Below are 15,903 nucleotides of genomic sequence, written 5' to 3'. Positions count from 1 at the left end.
CATGGCTCTTCTCCAGATTTCCGAACCCGGCCAGGCGCCCGATCCCCATCAGCGCCGTGTTGCCGTTGGCATCGACCTCGGCACCACGCATTCGCTGGTGGCCTCGGTGCGCAATGGCGTGGCCGAATGCCTGCCCGACGAAAAGGGCCGCCTGCTGCTGCCTTCGGCCGTGCGCTACCTCGAAGGTGATCGCCGCCAGATCGGATTCGACGCCCTGGCCGCGCGCGCGCAGGACCCGACCAATACCATCACTTCGGTGAAGCGGCTCATGGGCCGCGGCCTGGCCGACATCGCGAATCGCGAATCCATGTCGTACCGCATCGGCAGCAGCGACGGCGGCATGGTCAAGGTGCAGACGCTGGCGGGCGAGAAGTCGCCGGTCGAGATCAGCGCCGAGATCCTGGCCACGCTGCGCTTCCGCGCCGAGGACACCTTCGACGACGAGCTCTACGGCGCCGTCATCACCGTGCCCGCGTATTTCGACGAGGGCCAGCGCCAGGCGACCAAGGACGCCGCGCAGCTCGCCGGCCTCAACGTGCTGCGCCTGATCAGCGAGCCCACGGCCGCCGCCATCGCGTACGGCCTGGACAACGCGAGCGAAGGCGTCTACGCGGTCTACGACCTGGGCGGCGGCACCTTCGACATCTCTATCCTGCGGCTGACGCAGGGCGTGTTCGAGGTGATCGCCACCGGCGGCGACTCGGCCCTCGGCGGCGACGACTACGACCACGCGCTGGCCGATTTCGTGCTCGCGCAAACGGGCGCGCAAGCCGGCAGCGATGCCGACAAGGCCGCGCTGCTCGTGGCCGCGCGCGCAGCCAAGGAAGCCTTGACCGATTCCGGTTCGGTCGTCTTCAAAGCCGAGGTCGCGGGCAAGACTGTCTCGCTCGATCTGACCCGCGAGCAGTTCGACGCCGCGACCAAACCGCTCACCGACCGCACCATCGCTGCCGTGCGCAAGGCGCTGCGTGACGCGAAGCTCAAGGCGGAAGAGCTGCAGGGCATCGTGCTGGTGGGCGGCTCCACCCGCATGCCGCAGGTTCGCCGCGCGGTGGCCGAGTTCTTCGGTCGCGAGCCGCTGGTCAACCTGAATCCCGACGAAGTCGTGGCGCTGGGCGCTGCCATCCAGGCGAACCAGCTCGCCGGCAACAACGGTGCGGGCGAGCTGCTGCTGCTCGACGTGATTCCGCTGTCGCTCGGCATCGAGACGATGGGGGGGCTGGTCGAGCGCATCGTGCCGCGCAACCAGACCATCCCGACCGCGATGGCGCAGGACTTCACGACCTACCAGGACGGCCAGACCGCGCTCGCGCTGCACGTGGTGCAGGGCGAGCGCGACCTGGTGTCCGATTGCCGCAGCCTCGCGCGCTTCACGCTGCGCGGCATTCCGCCGATGGCAGCCGGCGCGGCGCGCATTCGCGTGACCTTCACGGTCGACGCCGACGGCCTGCTGAGCGTGAGCGCGAAGGAGCAGGGCAGCGGCGTCGAGGCCAGCGTGGCGGTCAAGCCTTCGTACGGCCTGTCGGACGACCAGATCGCGACCATGCTGCAGGAGAGCTTCTCCACGGCGCAGCAAGACATGCAAGCCCGCGCGCTGGTCGAGGCACGCGTCGATGCCGACCGCATGCTGCTCGCCACGCAGAGCGCGCTCGATGCAGACGGCGACCTGCTGAACGACGAAGAGCGCGCCGTCATCGATGCATCGATGGCGCAGCTGCGCGAAGCCGCAAAGGGCGGCACCGAGGCCGCGGCCATCGAGGCCGCCACCAAGAAGCTTGCCGACGACACCGAAGCCTTCGCCGCACAGCGCATGAACGCGGGCATCGCGCGCGCGCTTGCCGGGCGCAAGGTCGAATCTCTCTAGAACAACGACATGCCCACGATCAAGATCTACCCGCATCCCGAGTACTGCCCGAACGGCGCAGAAATCACCGCGCCCGCCGGAACCTCGATCTGCGAGGCGCTTCTCGACAACCACATCGACATCGAGCATGCCTGCGAGATGAGCTGCGCCTGCACCACCTGCCACGTGATCGTGCGCGAGGGCTTCAATTCGCTGAACGAGGCGGAAGAGGGCGAGGAAGACCTGCTCGACCGCGCCTGGGGGCTGGAGCCGCAGTCGCGCCTGAGTTGCCAGGCGATCCTGGCGCAGGAGAATGTGACCGTCGAGATTCCGAAGTACTCGATCAACCACGCCAAGGAAAACCACTGATGAGCGCAGCGCCGGGCCGTCCCAAGCAAGCTCGCACCCCCTCGGGGGGCGGCGAGGACACGAAGTGCCGAGACTGGGGGCGTACATGAGCCGTCAGATCGTCCTCGACACCGAAACGACCGGTCTCTCTGCCGAGAACGGCGACCGCGTCATCGAGCTCGGCTGCGTGGAGTTGTTCAACCGCAAGCTCACCGGCAACGACCTGCACATCTACTTCAACCCCGAGCGCGAGAGCCACGAGGACGCGCTCAAGGTTCACGGCCTGACGACCGACTTCCTGCGCGACAAGCCGAAGTTCGGCACGCTGGCCAACGACATCGTCGAGTACCTGCGCGATGCAGAGCTGATCATTCACAACGCGGCCTTCGACGTCGGCTTCCTCAACAAGGAGTTCGAGCGTGCCGGCCTGCCGCCGCTGCGCACCTTCGTCAGCGAAGTGACCGACACGCTGGCCATGGCCAAGCAGGTGTACCCGGGCAAGCGCAATTCGCTCGACGCGCTGTGTGACCGTTTCGGCGTCGATCGCTCGAACCGCACCTTCCACGGCGCCAAGCTCGACGCGCAACTGCTGGCCGACGTCTACATCAACCTCACCCGCGGGCAGGACGCGCTGCTCATCGACGTGGCCGCTGCCGAGCCCGTGCAGGGCACTGCCGTGGTGTCTGTCGACCTGAGCCAGTTCGAGCTGCCGGTGATCATGGCGGCCGAGCATGAACTGACCGCGCACGAGGCCGTGTTGGCCCAACTCGACAAATCTAGTGGTGGTCGCACACTCTTTCGTGAAAACGGCTGAAAAGCTATGGCATAATCTGAGGCTTCGCAGAACGCGATACGCAATTCAAAGCAACGCGGTCAAACGCGCTGCTTAGGGCGGTTAGCTCAGGGGTAGAGCACAGCATTCACACTGCTGGGGTCGGAGGTTCGAAGCCTCCACCGCCCACCAAATCAAAAAGCGACCTGGATTTCTAGGTCGCTCTTTTGTTTTCCGCGCCGGGATTGTCTTCGTCGCTTACCTCATCGCTTACTTCGTCGTTCCGAGCAGGTCGCCGCAGTTGTCGCATGCGAAGTACAGCTTCTGCCCGCCGCATTGCACCGACCCCGTCGCACCCGCGCGGATCTGCCAGTCGCACGACTTGCCCTGGCGGATCAGCGTGCCCTCGGCGTAGCAGGGCGCCAGCTCGTAGTTGTCGTGCAGCGTCTTGTAGTCGACCTCGCGCGCCTTCGAGAAGAACTCGCGCGCCTGTCCATGATTGCGCGGCACGTCGGAACTGCGGCAGGTGGCCGGCGAGTCCGAATGGAAGTCGGCGACGTAGACGTCGGTGAATGCGGTATCGCGTGTCGTCGCGCAGGCTGCGATCAGCATGACCCCGACCGCGAGGCATATCGCGCGAAGTCTCACTTCCATATCGCCGAACTCGCTTCGCCGGGGTTCTTGTACGAAACCGTCGGGTGCTTGTAGACGTCTTCCGCCTTGAGGTTGAACTGTGCGTACAGCTCCTCGATCAGCCACTGGAGCGAGCTATTCTGCGCGGCGGTCACCGCTTCGTAGGTCTTGTCGTCGATGTGCATGCCGACCAGCTCGATGCCGATCGAGTCGCTGTTCACCGGATACCGGTCGGGGTAGGGCTTCGCGCGTTCGTGGGCGTCGATGGCATTGATCTGGTTGACCCACGACATCGCCAGCATCTTGGCCATTGCCCCCGTGTCGCAGCTGCTCTTGTTGATGGTCAGGCACTTCGACTTGATCAGCTTGCCGACGTGATAGCAGCGCGCGAAGACGCTCGCGGTCTGGTAGATCTGGCCGTTCTTGTCGATCAGGAAGTGGGCGCCGTTGCCTCCTACCTGATAGCCGTTGAGGCTGGATTCGGCGGTGGACGAGTCGGTCTGGTGGACGACGATGGCGAGCACGCTGGGAAGGGCGCCATGTTCGATTCCCGATGAACGCCTGAGGATCACCTTGGGATCGATCAGCATCCCGTTTGCATCGATGGTGGACATTTCTCTCCCTGAAGAATGTGGCACCTGCCGGGCGTCGGCAGCGCAGGGCAGTACAACACATCCGTTCTCGCTCCCCAAGTCGCAGTAAGTAGTAAGGCGGCTCGTCCGCATCGAATGAGTAAGCTGTCCGTGTCGGCATGCGCCGACGGCAGATGCAGCCGCGGGCTGTCGACTTTCCTGCCGCGGTGATCTAGAACCAAAGGGAAAGGAGTGCTGCCATGGCCACTCATCCCGATGTTCCCCCGCCCGTCGCACCGGACCTGCCTGTCGAGCCCGACGAAGGGGCCGAGACGGCGCCCGACGAGCCCACCGATCCCGAGCCGCCGCCGTCCGTGCAGTGACGGGGTGAAACCCACGATCCGCGCGCGAGCCGCGCTAAGCTCGCGCGATGGATGAAATCGATTGCGCCGTCATCGGCGGTGGTGTGGTGGGGCTGGCAGTGGCGCGCGCCTTGGCGCTCGCGGGCCGGGAGGTGCTGGTGCTCGAGTCCGAAGGTGCCATCGGCACGGGAACGAGTTCGCGCAACAGCGAGGTCATTCATGCCGGCATCTACTATCCGCAGGGCTCGCTCAAGGCGAAGCTCTGCGTCGAAGGCAAGGAACTGCTGTACGCCTATGCGGCCGAGCGCGGCGTGCCGCACCAGCGCTGCGGCAAGCTGATCGTGGCGACATCGCCCGAGCAGGCTGGGCAGCTCGAGGTCATCCGGACGAAGGCTGCCGCGAACGGCGTCGACGACCTGGTGCTGCTCACAGGGCAGCAGGCAGTCGCGATGGAGCCGCAGCTGCATTGCGTCGCGGCCCTGCATTCGCCGAGCACCGGCATCGTCGACAGTCATGCGCTCATGCTGAGCCTGCTCGGCGACCTCGAGAACACGGGCGGCATGCTGGCGCTGAAATCGCCCATCTCGCACGCCGAATGCGGTGGCGAAGCCATCGTGTTGATGGCTGAAGACGGCACTGCGCTGCGCTGCCGCACCGTGGTCAACGCGGCCGGCCTCGGGGCTCCGGCGCTGGCCCGTCGTTTCGAGGGGCTGCCGCCTGCCGCGGTACCGAAGGAATATTTCGCCAAGGGGAACTACTTCACCCTGTCGGGACGTGCGCCCTTCGGGCGCCTCGTCTATCCCGTGCCCGAGCCGGGTGGACTGGGCGTGCATCTCACGATCGACCTTGGCGGGCAGGCCAAGTTCGGGCCCGATGTGCAGTGGGTGTCCTCGCCTGACGACCTGGTGGTCGACCCCGCGCGCGGCGACAGCTTCTATGCCGAGGTGCGCAAGTACTGGCCCGCGCTGCCCGACGATGCGCTCATTCCGGGCTATGCGGGCATGCGGCCCAAGATCTCCGGCCCGGGCGAGCCCGCTGCCGACTTCATGATCGACGGACCCGCGTCGCACGGCGTGCCGGGGCTGGTCAATCTCTTCGGCATCGAATCGCCGGGGCTCACTAGCAGCCTGGCCATAGGGCGCCATGTGGCAGCCCTGCTGGCCGGCGGCTGATGAGCTTCATGCGGGCGATGGAGCGTATTGCGTGCCAAAAGCTGCACATCTGTCGCGCCCGAGGGTCTTTTGTGCCTGTAACATGACAGGACGCCATTTGCGGCGCGAAGCCGCCGGCGCGGTGCCGGTGTCATCACGGAGGAAAGTTTCCAATGAGTGCATCCAAAAATCTTGAAGCAGCAGCCGAAGACATTGCAAGCGACGTGCGCGGCGTGCTGGCAAGCAAGGACCTGGATTCGGTTCCCCACATCAAGGCGCTGCGCCAGCGCATCGACACCAAGCTGGCCATCGCACGCGAACTCGCGGCCGAGAAGAGCAAGCTCGCCGCCAAGAAGGCCCGCGAGGCGGCCACCTCCGCCAACGCCTACGCCCACGACGAACCATGGCAGATCGCCGGCGCCGCACTGGCCGTCGGCGTGCTGGTGGGCCTGCTGCTTGGCCGCCGCTGACCTGAACACGCATCGCAGCAGCAGCATCTTTCGCCCGGACATGACGGGAGCCGGCCCATGAGGCTGTTGTCCCTGTTCGGACTGAATGCCCGGATCCGCCGGCTGCGCATCGCCGCGGCCGAAGGCGCACTGGCCGCCGAAGACCGGGTGCAACTGCTGCGCATGGCCTGGGAGGACGAGAAGCAGCGCCTCAAGCTGATGCTTTTCCTCGCGCTGGCCGTGCTGGGGCTGACCACGGTCACGGTGGCCCTGCTGTCGGTGGCGGTGGTGGTGAACTACTGGGACACGCCGTACCGCATCACTGCCGCATGGTCGGTGGCGGGCGTCTGGATCGCGCTCTGGCTGGCTGCGGCCATCGGTTTGCTGCTGACCCTGCGCAACGCGTCCAACGGCTTCCTGCCTGCGCGCCAGGAATTCGAGCGCGACTGGGCCTGGGCCCAGGAGCGCTTCGGACTGGGCAAGGACCCGGCGGACGACGAGGAAGAGGCGCCGCGCCGCGTTCGCAGGCCGGTCACTCGCGAAGAACTGCTGGCGCGCATGGAGCTCCAGCGCCTGCGCATCGCGACGATGCAGGGCGGGCGCGAGACCCGGCCTGCTGACGACGATGCGCCCCCGCCCAACGAATCGGCGGCCGCCGCTGCATTGCGCATCGCGCGTGCGCATCCCGTCGCAACGGGCGTCGTCGCGGCTGCCGCCGTGGTCGTGATCCGGCCGAAGCGGCTGCTGCGCTGGGCCGCAGTCATTGCGCCAGTGCTCTGGCGCATGCGCTGAAAGAAAGAAGAAGGACGCTCAGGCCTTGCTGCCGCGATCGCGCAGCAGCGCCTGGGCAGCTTCGCGGACCAGCGCGGGGCCGCGATAGATCAGCCCGGTGTAGATCTGCACCACGTCCGCGCCCGCGGCGATCTTCGCCTTGGCATCGGCGCCGCTGAGAATGCCGCCGACTCCAATGATCGGGAAGCCCGCACCCAGCGCCGCGCGCAGCTGGGCGATCACGCGGTTGCTCGCCTCGCGCACCGGCGCTCCCGACAATCCTCCCGTTTCCTCCGCATGCGGCAGGCCCTTGACCGCGTCGCGCGCGAGCGTGGTGTTGGTGGCGATCACGCCATCCATGCCGTGGCGCTTCAGCGTGGCGGCGATGACTGCGACCTGGGCTTCGTCGAGATCGGGTGCGATCTTCACGAACAGCGGCGAGCGCTTGTTGTGGCGCGCCGCCAGCGCCTCGCGCCGCTCGGCCACGGCGCCGAGCAGCGCGTCGAGGGCCTCGTCGCTCTGCAGTGAGCGCAGGTTGGCGGTGTTCGGGCTGGAGATGTTGATCGTCACGTAGTCGGCGTGCGGATAGACGCCGTCGAGGCAGGCCAGGTAGTCGTCCACTGCGCGCTCGATGGGCGTGGCGGCGTTCTTGCCGATGTTCAGGCCCAGCAGCATCGGCGATTTCGCGCTCCCGCTCTTGCGGAAGCGCGCCTTCTGCACGTTGGCCAGGAAGGCGTCGAGCCCTTCGTTGTTGAAGCCGAGCCGGTTGATCAGCGCATCGCGCTGCGGCAGGCGGAACATGCGCGGCTTGGGGTTGCCCGGCTGGGCCTTGGGCGTGACCGTGCCGACCTCGACGAAGCCGAATCCCATGGCGGCGAAGGCGTCGATGCAGCGGGCGTTCTTGTCCAGCCCGGCGGCCAGGCCCACGCGGTTCGGAAAGCTCAAGCCGGCGAGTTCGATCGGATCGTCGACGCGCGGCGCCGAATAGGCGCAGGCCAGCGGCGTGTTCTGGGTGCGCGCCAGCCCGTCCAGCGTGATTTCGTGGGCATGCTCGGGGTCGAAGCCGAACAGGAAGGGGCGGGCCAGGCCATAGAGCGAGGAGGGCATCAGCAGGGGCATCGGATAATTCGGGGCTTCAATGAGCCAAGGATTGTCCGTGATGACCGCACCCGCCTCCCCAACCCCCTCCAAACCGCTTTCCCAGGACGAACTCAAGGCCCAGGTCGGCCGCGCCGCGCTGGCCTACGTGGCCAGGGGCGAAATCGTCGGTGTCGGCACCGGCTCGACGGTGAACAAGTTCATCGACGCACTGGCCACGATCAAGGACGAGATCAAGGGCGCGGTCTCCAGCTCGGTCGCCTCGACCGAACGCCTGCGGGCCCTCGGCATCCCGGTGTTCGACAGCAACGAGGTGGAGGAACTGTCGGTCTACATCGACGGCGCCGACGAGATCGATCACCGCGGTTTCATGGTGAAGGGCGGCGGCGCCGCGCTCACGCGCGAGAAGATCGTCGCGGCCCAGTCGCGAAAGTTCGTCTGCATCGCCGACGCATCCAAGCTGGTGGAGGTGCTGGGCGCCTTTCCGCTGCCGGTGGAAGTCATTCCGATGGCGGCCCGCCGCGTGATGCGCCAGTTCGCGGCCATGGGCGGCATCGCCCAGGTGCGAGAGAAGGACGGCCTGCCGCTGGTCACGGACAACGGCCAGCACATCGTCGATGTCACCGGCCTGAAGATCACCGATCCGCTGGCTTTCGAATCCACCGTGAGCCAGTGGCCGGGCGTGGTGACGGTCGGCGTCTTCGCCCACCAGAAGGCCGGCGTGTGCCTGCTGGGCACCTCGGAAGGCGTGAAGACGATGGAATTCGCCGCCTGAGGCCGGCGGCCCAGGTCAGAACTTGATACCCGCCGGGTTGCTCGGGCTCGGATCGCTCGATGCGGGCGGCAGTGGCGCGGGCTGTGCGGTCGGTGCCGGCGCGGCGGCTCGGGACGCAGGTGCCGCCTGCTGCGCGACCAGGGGGCGGACCTGCCCGTTGCGGTAGCCCGCTGGCAGGCTGTTGCTCTTGGGGTAGCCGGCCGCGTCGAGGTACTGCGACCACTCGGCATCGGAGTAGCCCTTGAGCTGCTGCGATCCGATGGTGAGCAGCGGCAGCGAACTCTGGCTGCTCAGGCGCTGCAGCGCCTCGATTTCCTCGTTGCTCTTGACCGTGCGTTCCTCGAAGGGAATGCCGCGCGTCACCAGCAGGGTGCGGGCCGCGCCGCAGGGGGAGCACTCGTCGCCGCTGTAGAGAGTGACGGGGTAGCGCTGGGCCACCTGGCGCAGTTCGTACGGCAGGCCCGCGCCGGCGCTGGATGAGGTGGCGGAGCCTTGCGAGCCCGATGCCGCTTCGCTGCTGGCGGTGGGCGCCCGGTCGGAGAAGGTGACCTTGCCGTTCTTGTCCACCTGGCGGTAGATGGGTTGCGCCATGGCGCCCGCGGCAACGAGCACAAGGGCAAGGCCGGTCAGGCGATGCAATGGTGAGATTTTGTAAATCGGATGCATCGCCCGAGTATCGCAAGCTTCAGCGTCGCATCAAGCGGGCTGGGGCTCGGCCATGCCCTGATGTCGCAGCAGCGCATCAAGCTGGGGTTCGCGGCCGCGGAAGGCCTTGAACGAATCCATGGCACTGCGGCTGCCGCCGGCCTCCAGGATGGCCTGGCGGTACTTGCGGCCGGTCTCGATGTTCGGCTCGCCGTCGGCGCCCACGGTTTCCTCGAAGGCCGCGTAGGCGTCGGCGCTCAGCACCTCGGCCCACTTGTAGCTGTAGTAGCCGGCAGCGTAGCCACCCGAGAAGATGTGGCTGAAAGTATTCGGCGTGCGGCTGAACGCAGGCGAGGGCATCACCGCCACCTCGTCGCGCACGTGGCCCAGCAGCGCCATCACGTCGCCGGGCTTGGCAGTGGCGGCGTGGTACTCGGTGTGCAGCAGCATGTCGAACAGCGAGAACTCGATCTGGCGCAGCGTCTGCAGGCCGCTCTGGAAGTTCTTGGCCGCCGTCATCTTGTCGAAGAGGGCGCGCGGCAGCGGCTCGCCTGTGTCGACGTGGGCCGTCATGTGCTTGAGCACGTCCCACTCCCAGCAGAAGTTCTCCATGAACTGGCTCGGCAACTCGACCGCGTCCCACTCGACGCCGCTGATGCCCGAGACGTCGCGCTCGTTCACCTGCGTGAGCATGTGGTGCAGGCCGTGGCCGAACTCGTGGAAGAGGGTGGTCACGTCGTCGTGCGTGAGCAGCGGCGGCTTGCCGTCGACGCCGCTGGCGAAGTTGCACACCAGTTGCGCGACAGGCGTCTGCAGCGCACCGTTGTCGGGGCGCAGCCAGCGGGCGCGCACGTCGTCCATCCAGGCGCCACCGCGTTTGGCGGCACGGGCGGAGGGGTCGAGGTAGAACTGGCCGACCTTCTGGCCTGCGCGCTCGATGCGATAGAACTCGACGCTCGGATGCCAGGTGGGCGCCGAATCGCGGCGGATCGACACCTCGAACAGCGTCTCGACGATCTTGAACAGCCCGGCCATGACCTTCGGCGCCGGGAAGTACTGCTTCACCTCCTGCTCGCTGAAGGCGTAGCGCGCTTCCTTGAGCTTCTCGCCGATATAGCTCCAGTCCCAGGGCTGCGGATCGGTGATGCCCAGCTGCTGGGCCGCGAAGACCCGCAGATCGGCAAGGTCGCGCTCGCCGTAGGGCCTGGCCTTGGTCGCGAGATCGCGCAGGAACTTCACGACCTGCTCGGGCGACTCGGCCATCTTCGGCACGACCGACAGCTCGCCGTAGTTCCTGTAGCCAAGCAGCTTGGCTTCTTCCTCGCGCAGCGCGAGGATCTCGGTGATGAGCGCGGTGTTGTCGAAGGCCGCGTCCCCGAACTCGCTGGCGCGCGTGACGTATGCGCGGTAGAGCTTCTCGCGCAGTGCGCTGCTCTTGGCGAACTGCATCACCGGCAGGTAGCACGGCATCTTCAGCGTGAGCTTGTAGCCTTCCTTGCCATCGGCCTCGGCGGCCGCGCGCGCGGCGCTCACCACATCTTCAGGCACGCCTTCGAGCTCGCCGAGATTGGCGTAGTACGCGAAGGCGTCGGTGGCGTCGAGCGCGTTCTCGCTGAATTTCTGGCTCAGCTCGGCCTGGCGTTCCTGGATGTCGGCGAAGCGCTTCTTGGCCTCGCCCTGCAGCTCGGCGCCGCCCAGCACGAAGTTGCGTACCGCGTTGCTGTGCGCCTGGCGCTGCTCTGCGTTGAGGGTGCCGACGTCGATGGCCTTGTACTTGGCATACAGGCGCTCGTCGGAGCCCAGCCGGGTCCAGAAGGCGGTGACGCGCGGCATCGCCTCGTTGTAGGCGGCGCGCAGCTCGGGCGTGTCGGCCACGGCGTTGAGATGGCCGACGGCACCCCAGGCGCGGCTGAAGCGCTCGGAGGCCACGTCGAGCACCTTGGAGATGGCGTTCCAGTCGGCGGGAAACCCGGGCGCGGTCACGGTCTGCAGCGCGGCCTCGGCATCGGCCAGCAGCGCATCGACGGCGGGCGACACGTGCTCCGGCTTGATCTTGTCGAACAGAGGGAGATCGGTGAAATCGAGGAGCGGGTTGGTCATTGGAGAAATCCTGTTCGAACTGACGGGGCCATTTCGGGAGCCGCTGCGGAACCGCCCGTAAAGGCGGCTGCAGGCAGCGGGCAAGCGACAGGCTGATTCTTATCTTGCGGCGCGCTCTGCGGCTTCAAGGGTGTTGACCAGCAGCATGGCGCGCGTCATGGGGCCCACGCCGCCGGGCACGGGCGTGATCCAGCCAGCCACTTCCTTGACGCCGTCGAAGTCGACGTCGCCGGCGAGCTTGCCATCGGCCTTGCGGTTCATGCCCACGTCGATGACGACCGCGCCGGGCTTCACCATGTCTGCAGTGAGCAGGTCGAGCTTGCCCACCGCCGCGACGATCACGTCGGCCTGGCGCGTGATGGCGCCGAGGTCTTTCGTCGCGCTGTGGCAGATGGTCACGGTCGCGCTCTTGGCGAGCAGCATCATGGCCATCGGCTTGCCGACGATGTTGCTGCGGCCGATGACCACGGCGTGTTTGCCGCGCAGGTCGTAGCCGATGGATTCGAGCATCTTCATGCAGCCGTGCGGCGTGCAGGGCCAGAAGCCGGGCGCACCGGTCATCAGCGCGCCCGCGCTGGCGACGTGGAAGCCGTCGACGTCCTTGGCAGGCGAGATCGTCTCGATGACCTTCTGGCTGTCCATGTGCTTGGGCAAGGGCAGCTGCACCAGGATGCCGTGCACCTTCGGGTCATCGTTGAGCGTGCGGATGCGGGCCAGCAGGTCGGCCTCGCTCATGTCGGCGGGGTAGGTCTCGAGCGTGGCGTCGAGGCCGGTCTGGGCGCTGTCGTTGACCTTGTGCTTGGTATAGACCTGGCTGGCCGGGTCTTCGCCCACGAGGATGATGGAAAGGGCCGGGTTCACGCCACGGGCCTTGAGTGCGGCGGTGCGGCCGGACACCTCGGCGCGGATGGTTTTGGCGAGGGCGTTGCCGTCGATCAGTTGGGCGGTCATCGGTTTCGATTTTCCAAGTAAAAACGCCCGCTTGCGCAGGCGTGGGGGTCATTCGTCGCTATCGGGCGGATAGCTGCTTCTAGGCCTTGGCCGCTGGCGCCGCCTGCCCCAGCGCGATCTTGAGCAGATCGGCCACGGTGTTGGCGTTGAGCTTTTCCATGATGTTGGCGCGGTGCGCCTCGACCGTCTTGATGCTGATGCCCAGGTCGTCGGCGATCTGCTTGTTCAGGCGGCCGGCGACGATGCGCTCGAGCACCTGCGCCTCGCGGCCCGTGAGCTTGGACAGCAGCGCGTCGCGGCTGGCCGATTGCTGGTGCTGCGTGAAGGCGCCGCGCGCATGTTCGAGCATGCGCTCGACCAGCGTGACGAGTTCTTCGTCGTTGAAGGGCTTCTGGATGAAATCCATCGCGCCCTTCTTCATGCTGTCGACCGCCATCGGCACGTCGCCGTGGCCGGTGATGACCACGATGGGCAGCGGGGAGCGCCGTTCGATCAGGCGATCCTGCAGCTCCAGGCCGGTCATGCCGGCCATGCGGATGTCGACTATCAAACAGGCGACTTCACGCGGGTCGTATCGGGAGAGAAAGGATTCGGCGGAATCGAAACAGCGGACTCTGTAGTCCTTGCCTTCGAGCAGCCATTGCAGCGAATCGCGTACGGCTTCGTCGTCGTCGACGACATAGACCGTGCCCTTCTTCGGAATCAAACTCATGCAGGTACCTTTGCCTCGTCGCTAGCTACGGAACTGATAGCGTCCAACACCGGAATCCAGAAGGAAAAACGGCATCCGATCACATCCGGGCCATTGTAGATGTTCTCCGCCTGCATCCGGCCGCGATGCGACTCGACGATGGTGCGGCACAAATTGAGCCCGATGCCCATGCCCTCGGGCTTGGTGGAGAAGAAGGCCTCGTAGAGCCGGTCCATCACCTCGGGCGCCAGGCCCTTGCCGGTGTCCTGCACCGAGAACTCGATGGCGTTGTGGCCCTCGATCACCTTGGGCAGCACGCGTAGCTCGACGCTGCGGCGCGCCAGCGGACGGTCGGCGAGATCGATGGATTCGGCCGCGTTCTTCAGCAGGTTGACCATCACCTGCTCGATGAGGATGGGGTCGACCCGCACCACCGGCAGCCGCGCGGCCACGTAGTGGTTCAGGCGCACGTTGCGCCGGCGAAGCTCGATGCCGGCGAGCTCCACCGCCTCGCTTACCATGGTGGCCACGTCGGCCGGCGTGCGGTTGGGTTCGCTGCGCTTCACGAAGGAGCGGATGCGCTGGATGATCTGGCCCGCGCGCTGGGCCTGCTTCGAGGTCTTCTCGAGCGCGGCGAGCAGGGCGTCGTTGTCGATCGACTGGCCCTTGATGCGCGACATCATCCCGTTGCAGTAGTTGGTGATGGCGGTCAGCGGCTGGTTGAGCTCGTGCGCCACGCTGGAGGCCATCTCGCCCATGGTGATGAGGCGGCTGGCGGCCTGGGCCTTGTCGGCCTGCGCGGCGGCCTGTTCCTCGGCGTCGCGGCGCTGCGTGATGTCGGTGGCGATCACCAGCTGCGCAAGCCGGCCGTCCACCCAGGTCAGGTAGCGCGAGCGCACCTCGAGCCACTTGCCGAGGTGGGGCACGAAGATCTCGTTGTTGGCGGTCTGCGCGGCGGTGAGCGTGTCGATCGGCAGGCCGGCGTACGGGTCCACGTCGTCAAGGCCCTCGTCGTGCGCATTCGAGGCCGGCACGCCCGCCTGCGCGACCATGCCCAGGTGGCCCACGGTGTCGGAGCCGAACCACAGGCGATAAAGCTTGTTGGCGAACAGCAGTTCCTCGCTGCCGATGGGAGCCACCGACACCGCCGCGTCGAGCGCTTCCAGCACCGTGGTGAAGCGCTCGTAGGAGGCCGAGAGCTGCTCGCGGATGCGCGTGGGCTCGGTGATGTCGGTCATCGACGTCATCCAGCCGGTCTGGTGGCCGCGCGCGTCGATCAGCGGAGACACGTAGAGGCGGGCGTTGAACACGCTGCCGTTCTTGCGCTTCACGCGCACCTGAAAGCCGCCGGGCAGGGCGCGGCCGTGCAGTTCTTCCTCGAGCCGCTCGTTCATCACCTCGCGGTCGGATTCGAGCCAGTAGGGGAAAGGCGGCGACTGGCCGACCAGTTCTTCCTCGCTCCAGCCCGTCATCGCGCAGAAGGCGGCGTTGACGTAGGTGATGCGGCCCTGCAGGTCGAGCACGCGCATGCCGGTGAGCATGGAGTTCTCCATCGCCCGACGGAAGTTGGTCTCGGCCACCAGCCGCTGCTGCGCCTGCAGCCGGCGACGCGTGTGTCGCCAGGTGCCGATCAGCATCCAGCTGGTGAGCACGCTGAGCGCGCACACCAGCCAGAAGAGCCCGTTGCCGACCACGCCCTGGGAGGTGCGGTAGGCCTGCGCCCGCAGCACCAGCGCATTGCCGACCGGGGACACCGGCACTTCGTATTCGTTCGTGCGCTCGCTCCAGGGCAGCAGGCGCGTGCCGCTTTCCTTCAGGTTCGTGGTGTTGCCGGCGATCACATGGCCCTTGGCGTCGAGCAGCGACACCGCGTAGCGCGCCTGCACCTCGGAAGGCATGCCGTAGCGCAGCAGCCCGTCGACCGAGAATTCGCCCAGCACCACGCCTGCGAACAGGCCCTGGTCGAAGAGGGGAATATGCAGCTGCAGCATCGACGCCGGGTCGCCGCCGGCCACGGGCTGCGAATAGACCGGCTGGCGCAGCTCGCGGGCCAGCGCGTAATTGCTCTCGATGTCGCCGGGGCGCAGCACGTCGCCGATCAGGTGCTGCTGCGCCGGGTGCACGCTGGGCGCCGCGTAGCCGGCCTTGAAGCGGCGGCGGTCGTCGATCCAGGTGATGGTCTGCAGCTCGGGGAACTGGCTCACCAGCGACTCGGCGCGGCTGGTGAACTCGACGGGGTCGATCTCCCGGTTGGAGGCATCGCGCGCGATGCGCATCAGCTGTTCCTGCCGCTCGAGCAGCCGCAGGCGCATGCGCTGCTGCGCGTACTCGACGTCGCGGCGCACCGACTCCTGCTCACGCTCGACCTCCTCGGTGCGCAGATACCAGAAGGCGGAAACGATGGCGGCGAGGAACAGCAGCACGGCCGCCATCGGCGCGAGCATGGCGACCGCGTCCTGCAGCACCGGAGTCTGGCGTCGCCACCACCTGCGCCACCAGGACAGCGGCGAGGCGTTCACGGCACTGCGGGCAACCGCCAGCGGAGAGGAGAGAGGCATGCGCGGATTCTAGGCTCGCCCCCTCGGCTTGCCACGCCTGGCGCGGGTATCCGGCATGACGGATGCGGCTTGGCAAGACAGGTTTTGCGGCGGGCTTTGCAGGCTCACGTTGTTCTTAAAATTTCATATCAAGAAATCAATGAGCACTATTTGAAATTGCGATGTTTCTATGCGAAACTCCGCC

The 15,903-nt window shown here is 66.8% G+C and carries 16 protein-coding genes and 1 tRNA gene; 9 read left to right on the top strand and 8 right to left on the bottom strand.

Going from position 1 to position 15,903, the window contains the following annotated elements; translation table 11 throughout:
- The first annotated feature begins 1 nt into the window (after position 1).
- The 4 genes from hscA to BMY35_RS17760 all read left to right on the top strand — a co-directional run bounded on the left by hscA (position 2) and on the right by BMY35_RS17760 (position 3,155).
- The gene (gene hscA / locus BMY35_RS17775) at positions 2-1,864 is read left to right on the top strand and encodes a Fe-S protein assembly chaperone HscA (RefSeq protein ID WP_093201671.1); all 1,863 of its coding nucleotides are present in this window, start codon (positions 2-4) and stop codon (positions 1,862-1,864) included.
- Between the two features lie 9 nt (positions 1,865-1,873).
- Positions 1,874-2,212 carry an ISC system 2Fe-2S type ferredoxin gene (gene fdx / locus BMY35_RS17770; protein ID WP_093201668.1) on the top strand — a complete coding sequence of 113 codons (339 nt, stop codon included), beginning with the start codon at positions 1,874-1,876 and terminating at the stop codon, positions 2,210-2,212.
- 85 nt (positions 2,213-2,297) lie between these two features.
- Positions 2,298-3,005, top strand: coding sequence for a DNA polymerase III subunit epsilon (gene dnaQ, locus BMY35_RS17765; RefSeq protein ID WP_093201666.1), 708 nt, complete (start codon positions 2,298-2,300; stop codon positions 3,003-3,005).
- Between the two features lie 75 nt (positions 3,006-3,080).
- A tRNA-Val gene (locus tag BMY35_RS17760) sits at positions 3,081-3,155 on the top strand.
- A 78-nt stretch (positions 3,156-3,233) separates the two neighbouring features.
- Here the strand turns inward: BMY35_RS17760 and BMY35_RS17755 are convergent.
- Together BMY35_RS17755 and BMY35_RS17750 are read right to left on the bottom strand one after the other, a co-directional pair.
- On the bottom strand, positions 3,234-3,575 hold the full coding sequence (locus tag BMY35_RS17755; RefSeq protein WP_256228727.1) for a hypothetical protein: 342 nt from the start codon (positions 3,573-3,575) through the stop codon (positions 3,234-3,236).
- 32 nt (positions 3,576-3,607) lie between these two features.
- Complete coding sequence (locus tag BMY35_RS17750) at positions 3,608-4,210, bottom strand: peptidoglycan recognition protein family protein (RefSeq protein ID WP_093201661.1); 603 nt, start codon at positions 4,208-4,210, stop codon at positions 3,608-3,610.
- Between the two features lie 218 nt (positions 4,211-4,428).
- On the opposite strand from BMY35_RS17750, the gene BMY35_RS17745 reads away from it, so the two are divergent.
- The 4 genes from BMY35_RS17745 (at position 4,429) to BMY35_RS17730 (ending at position 6,922) form a co-directional block, all read left to right on the top strand.
- A complete protein-coding gene (locus BMY35_RS17745; RefSeq protein WP_093201658.1) occupies positions 4,429-4,551 on the top strand; it encodes a stereocilin in 123 nt (40 codons plus the stop codon).
- A gap of 47 nt (positions 4,552-4,598) precedes the next feature.
- Positions 4,599-5,702, top strand: coding sequence for an NAD(P)/FAD-dependent oxidoreductase (locus BMY35_RS17740; protein ID WP_093201656.1), 1,104 nt, complete (start codon positions 4,599-4,601; stop codon positions 5,700-5,702).
- A gap of 152 nt (positions 5,703-5,854) precedes the next feature.
- Positions 5,855-6,151 (top strand): glycine zipper domain-containing protein, encoded by a 297-nt coding sequence (locus tag BMY35_RS17735; RefSeq protein WP_093201653.1) that lies wholly within the window; start codon positions 5,855-5,857, stop codon positions 6,149-6,151.
- 57 nt (positions 6,152-6,208) lie between these two features.
- On the top strand, positions 6,209-6,922 hold the full coding sequence (locus BMY35_RS17730) for a phage holin family protein (RefSeq protein ID WP_093201650.1): 714 nt from the start codon (positions 6,209-6,211) through the stop codon (positions 6,920-6,922).
- Positions 6,923-6,940: 18 nt separating this feature from the next.
- Here BMY35_RS17730 and BMY35_RS17725 read toward each other — a convergent pair whose 3' ends face one another.
- Positions 6,941-8,020 (bottom strand): quinone-dependent dihydroorotate dehydrogenase, encoded by a 1,080-nt coding sequence (locus BMY35_RS17725; protein WP_093201648.1) that lies wholly within the window; start codon positions 8,018-8,020, stop codon positions 6,941-6,943.
- Between the two features lie 40 nt (positions 8,021-8,060).
- On the opposite strand from BMY35_RS17725, the gene rpiA reads away from it, so the two are divergent.
- Positions 8,061-8,774: a ribose-5-phosphate isomerase RpiA gene (gene rpiA / locus BMY35_RS17720; protein WP_093201645.1), complete on the top strand. Its 714-nt coding sequence runs from the start codon at positions 8,061-8,063 to the stop codon at positions 8,772-8,774.
- Positions 8,775-8,789: 15 nt separating this feature from the next.
- Here the strand turns inward: rpiA and BMY35_RS17715 are convergent, their stop codons facing one another.
- The 5 genes from BMY35_RS17715 to BMY35_RS17695 form a co-directional block, all read right to left on the bottom strand.
- Positions 8,790-9,440 (bottom strand): glutaredoxin family protein, encoded by a 651-nt coding sequence (locus BMY35_RS17715; protein ID WP_093201642.1) that lies wholly within the window; start codon positions 9,438-9,440, stop codon positions 8,790-8,792.
- A gap of 30 nt (positions 9,441-9,470) precedes the next feature.
- Complete coding sequence (locus tag BMY35_RS17710; RefSeq protein ID WP_093201639.1) at positions 9,471-11,519, bottom strand: M3 family metallopeptidase; 2,049 nt, start codon at positions 11,517-11,519, stop codon at positions 9,471-9,473.
- A 99-nt stretch (positions 11,520-11,618) separates the two neighbouring features.
- The gene (folD, locus tag BMY35_RS17705) at positions 11,619-12,470 is read right to left on the bottom strand and encodes a bifunctional methylenetetrahydrofolate dehydrogenase/methenyltetrahydrofolate cyclohydrolase FolD (RefSeq protein ID WP_093201637.1); all 852 of its coding nucleotides are present in this window, start codon (positions 12,468-12,470) and stop codon (positions 11,619-11,621) included.
- 79 nt (positions 12,471-12,549) lie between these two features.
- The gene (locus tag BMY35_RS17700; protein WP_012747279.1) at positions 12,550-13,182 is read right to left on the bottom strand and encodes a response regulator transcription factor; all 633 of its coding nucleotides are present in this window, start codon (positions 13,180-13,182) and stop codon (positions 12,550-12,552) included.
- Positions 13,179-15,719: a PAS domain-containing sensor histidine kinase gene (locus tag BMY35_RS17695; protein WP_093201634.1), complete on the bottom strand. Its 2,541-nt coding sequence runs from the start codon at positions 15,717-15,719 to the stop codon at positions 13,179-13,181. Before BMY35_RS17695 ends, BMY35_RS17700 begins: the two co-directional genes overlap by 4 nt.
- Positions 15,720-15,903 lie beyond the last annotated feature (184 nt).

The sequence above is a fragment of the Variovorax sp. YR750 genome (assembly GCF_900109805.1).
Lineage (GTDB): Bacteria > Pseudomonadota > Gammaproteobacteria > Burkholderiales > Burkholderiaceae_C > Variovorax > Variovorax gossypii.
The sequence above is the reverse complement of the archived record's forward strand: the minus strand, read 5'-3'. Positions and strand labels throughout refer to the sequence as shown.

What these genes read in the sequence shown, in the direction of transcription:
- BMY35_RS17695 (WP_093201634.1), bottom strand. Translation starts at nt 15,719, where the DNA reads ATGCCTCTCTCCTCTCCGCTGGCGGTTGCCCGCAGTGCCGTGAACGCC.
- BMY35_RS17755 (WP_256228727.1), bottom strand. Translation starts at nt 3,575, where the DNA reads ATGCTGATCGCAGCCTGCGCGACGACACGCGATACCGCATTCACCGAC.
- BMY35_RS17730 (WP_093201650.1), top strand. Translation starts at nt 6,209, where the DNA reads ATGAGGCTGTTGTCCCTGTTCGGACTGAATGCCCGGATCCGCCGGCTG.
- BMY35_RS17735 (WP_093201653.1), top strand. Translation starts at nt 5,855, where the DNA reads ATGAGTGCATCCAAAAATCTTGAAGCAGCAGCCGAAGACATTGCAAGC.
- BMY35_RS17750 (WP_093201661.1), bottom strand. Translation starts at nt 4,210, where the DNA reads ATGTCCACCATCGATGCAAACGGGATGCTGATCGATCCCAAGGTGATC.
- hscA (WP_093201671.1), top strand. Translation starts at nt 2, where the DNA reads ATGGCTCTTCTCCAGATTTCCGAACCCGGCCAGGCGCCCGATCCCCAT.
- BMY35_RS17745 (WP_093201658.1), top strand. Translation starts at nt 4,429, where the DNA reads ATGGCCACTCATCCCGATGTTCCCCCGCCCGTCGCACCGGACCTGCCT.
- BMY35_RS17715 (WP_093201642.1), bottom strand. Translation starts at nt 9,440, where the DNA reads ATGCATCCGATTTACAAAATCTCACCATTGCATCGCCTGACCGGCCTT.
- fdx (WP_093201668.1), top strand. Translation starts at nt 1,874, where the DNA reads ATGCCCACGATCAAGATCTACCCGCATCCCGAGTACTGCCCGAACGGC.
- BMY35_RS17725 (WP_093201648.1), bottom strand. Translation starts at nt 8,020, where the DNA reads ATGCCCCTGCTGATGCCCTCCTCGCTCTATGGCCTGGCCCGCCCCTTC.
- BMY35_RS17700 (WP_012747279.1), bottom strand. Translation starts at nt 13,182, where the DNA reads ATGAGTTTGATTCCGAAGAAGGGCACGGTCTATGTCGTCGACGACGAC.
- dnaQ (WP_093201666.1), top strand. Translation starts at nt 2,298, where the DNA reads ATGAGCCGTCAGATCGTCCTCGACACCGAAACGACCGGTCTCTCTGCC.
- folD (WP_093201637.1), bottom strand. Translation starts at nt 12,470, where the DNA reads ATGACCGCCCAACTGATCGACGGCAACGCCCTCGCCAAAACCATCCGC.
- rpiA (WP_093201645.1), top strand. Translation starts at nt 8,061, where the DNA reads ATGACCGCACCCGCCTCCCCAACCCCCTCCAAACCGCTTTCCCAGGAC.
- BMY35_RS17740 (WP_093201656.1), top strand. Translation starts at nt 4,599, where the DNA reads ATGGATGAAATCGATTGCGCCGTCATCGGCGGTGGTGTGGTGGGGCTG.
- BMY35_RS17710 (WP_093201639.1), bottom strand. Translation starts at nt 11,519, where the DNA reads ATGACCAACCCGCTCCTCGATTTCACCGATCTCCCTCTGTTCGACAAG.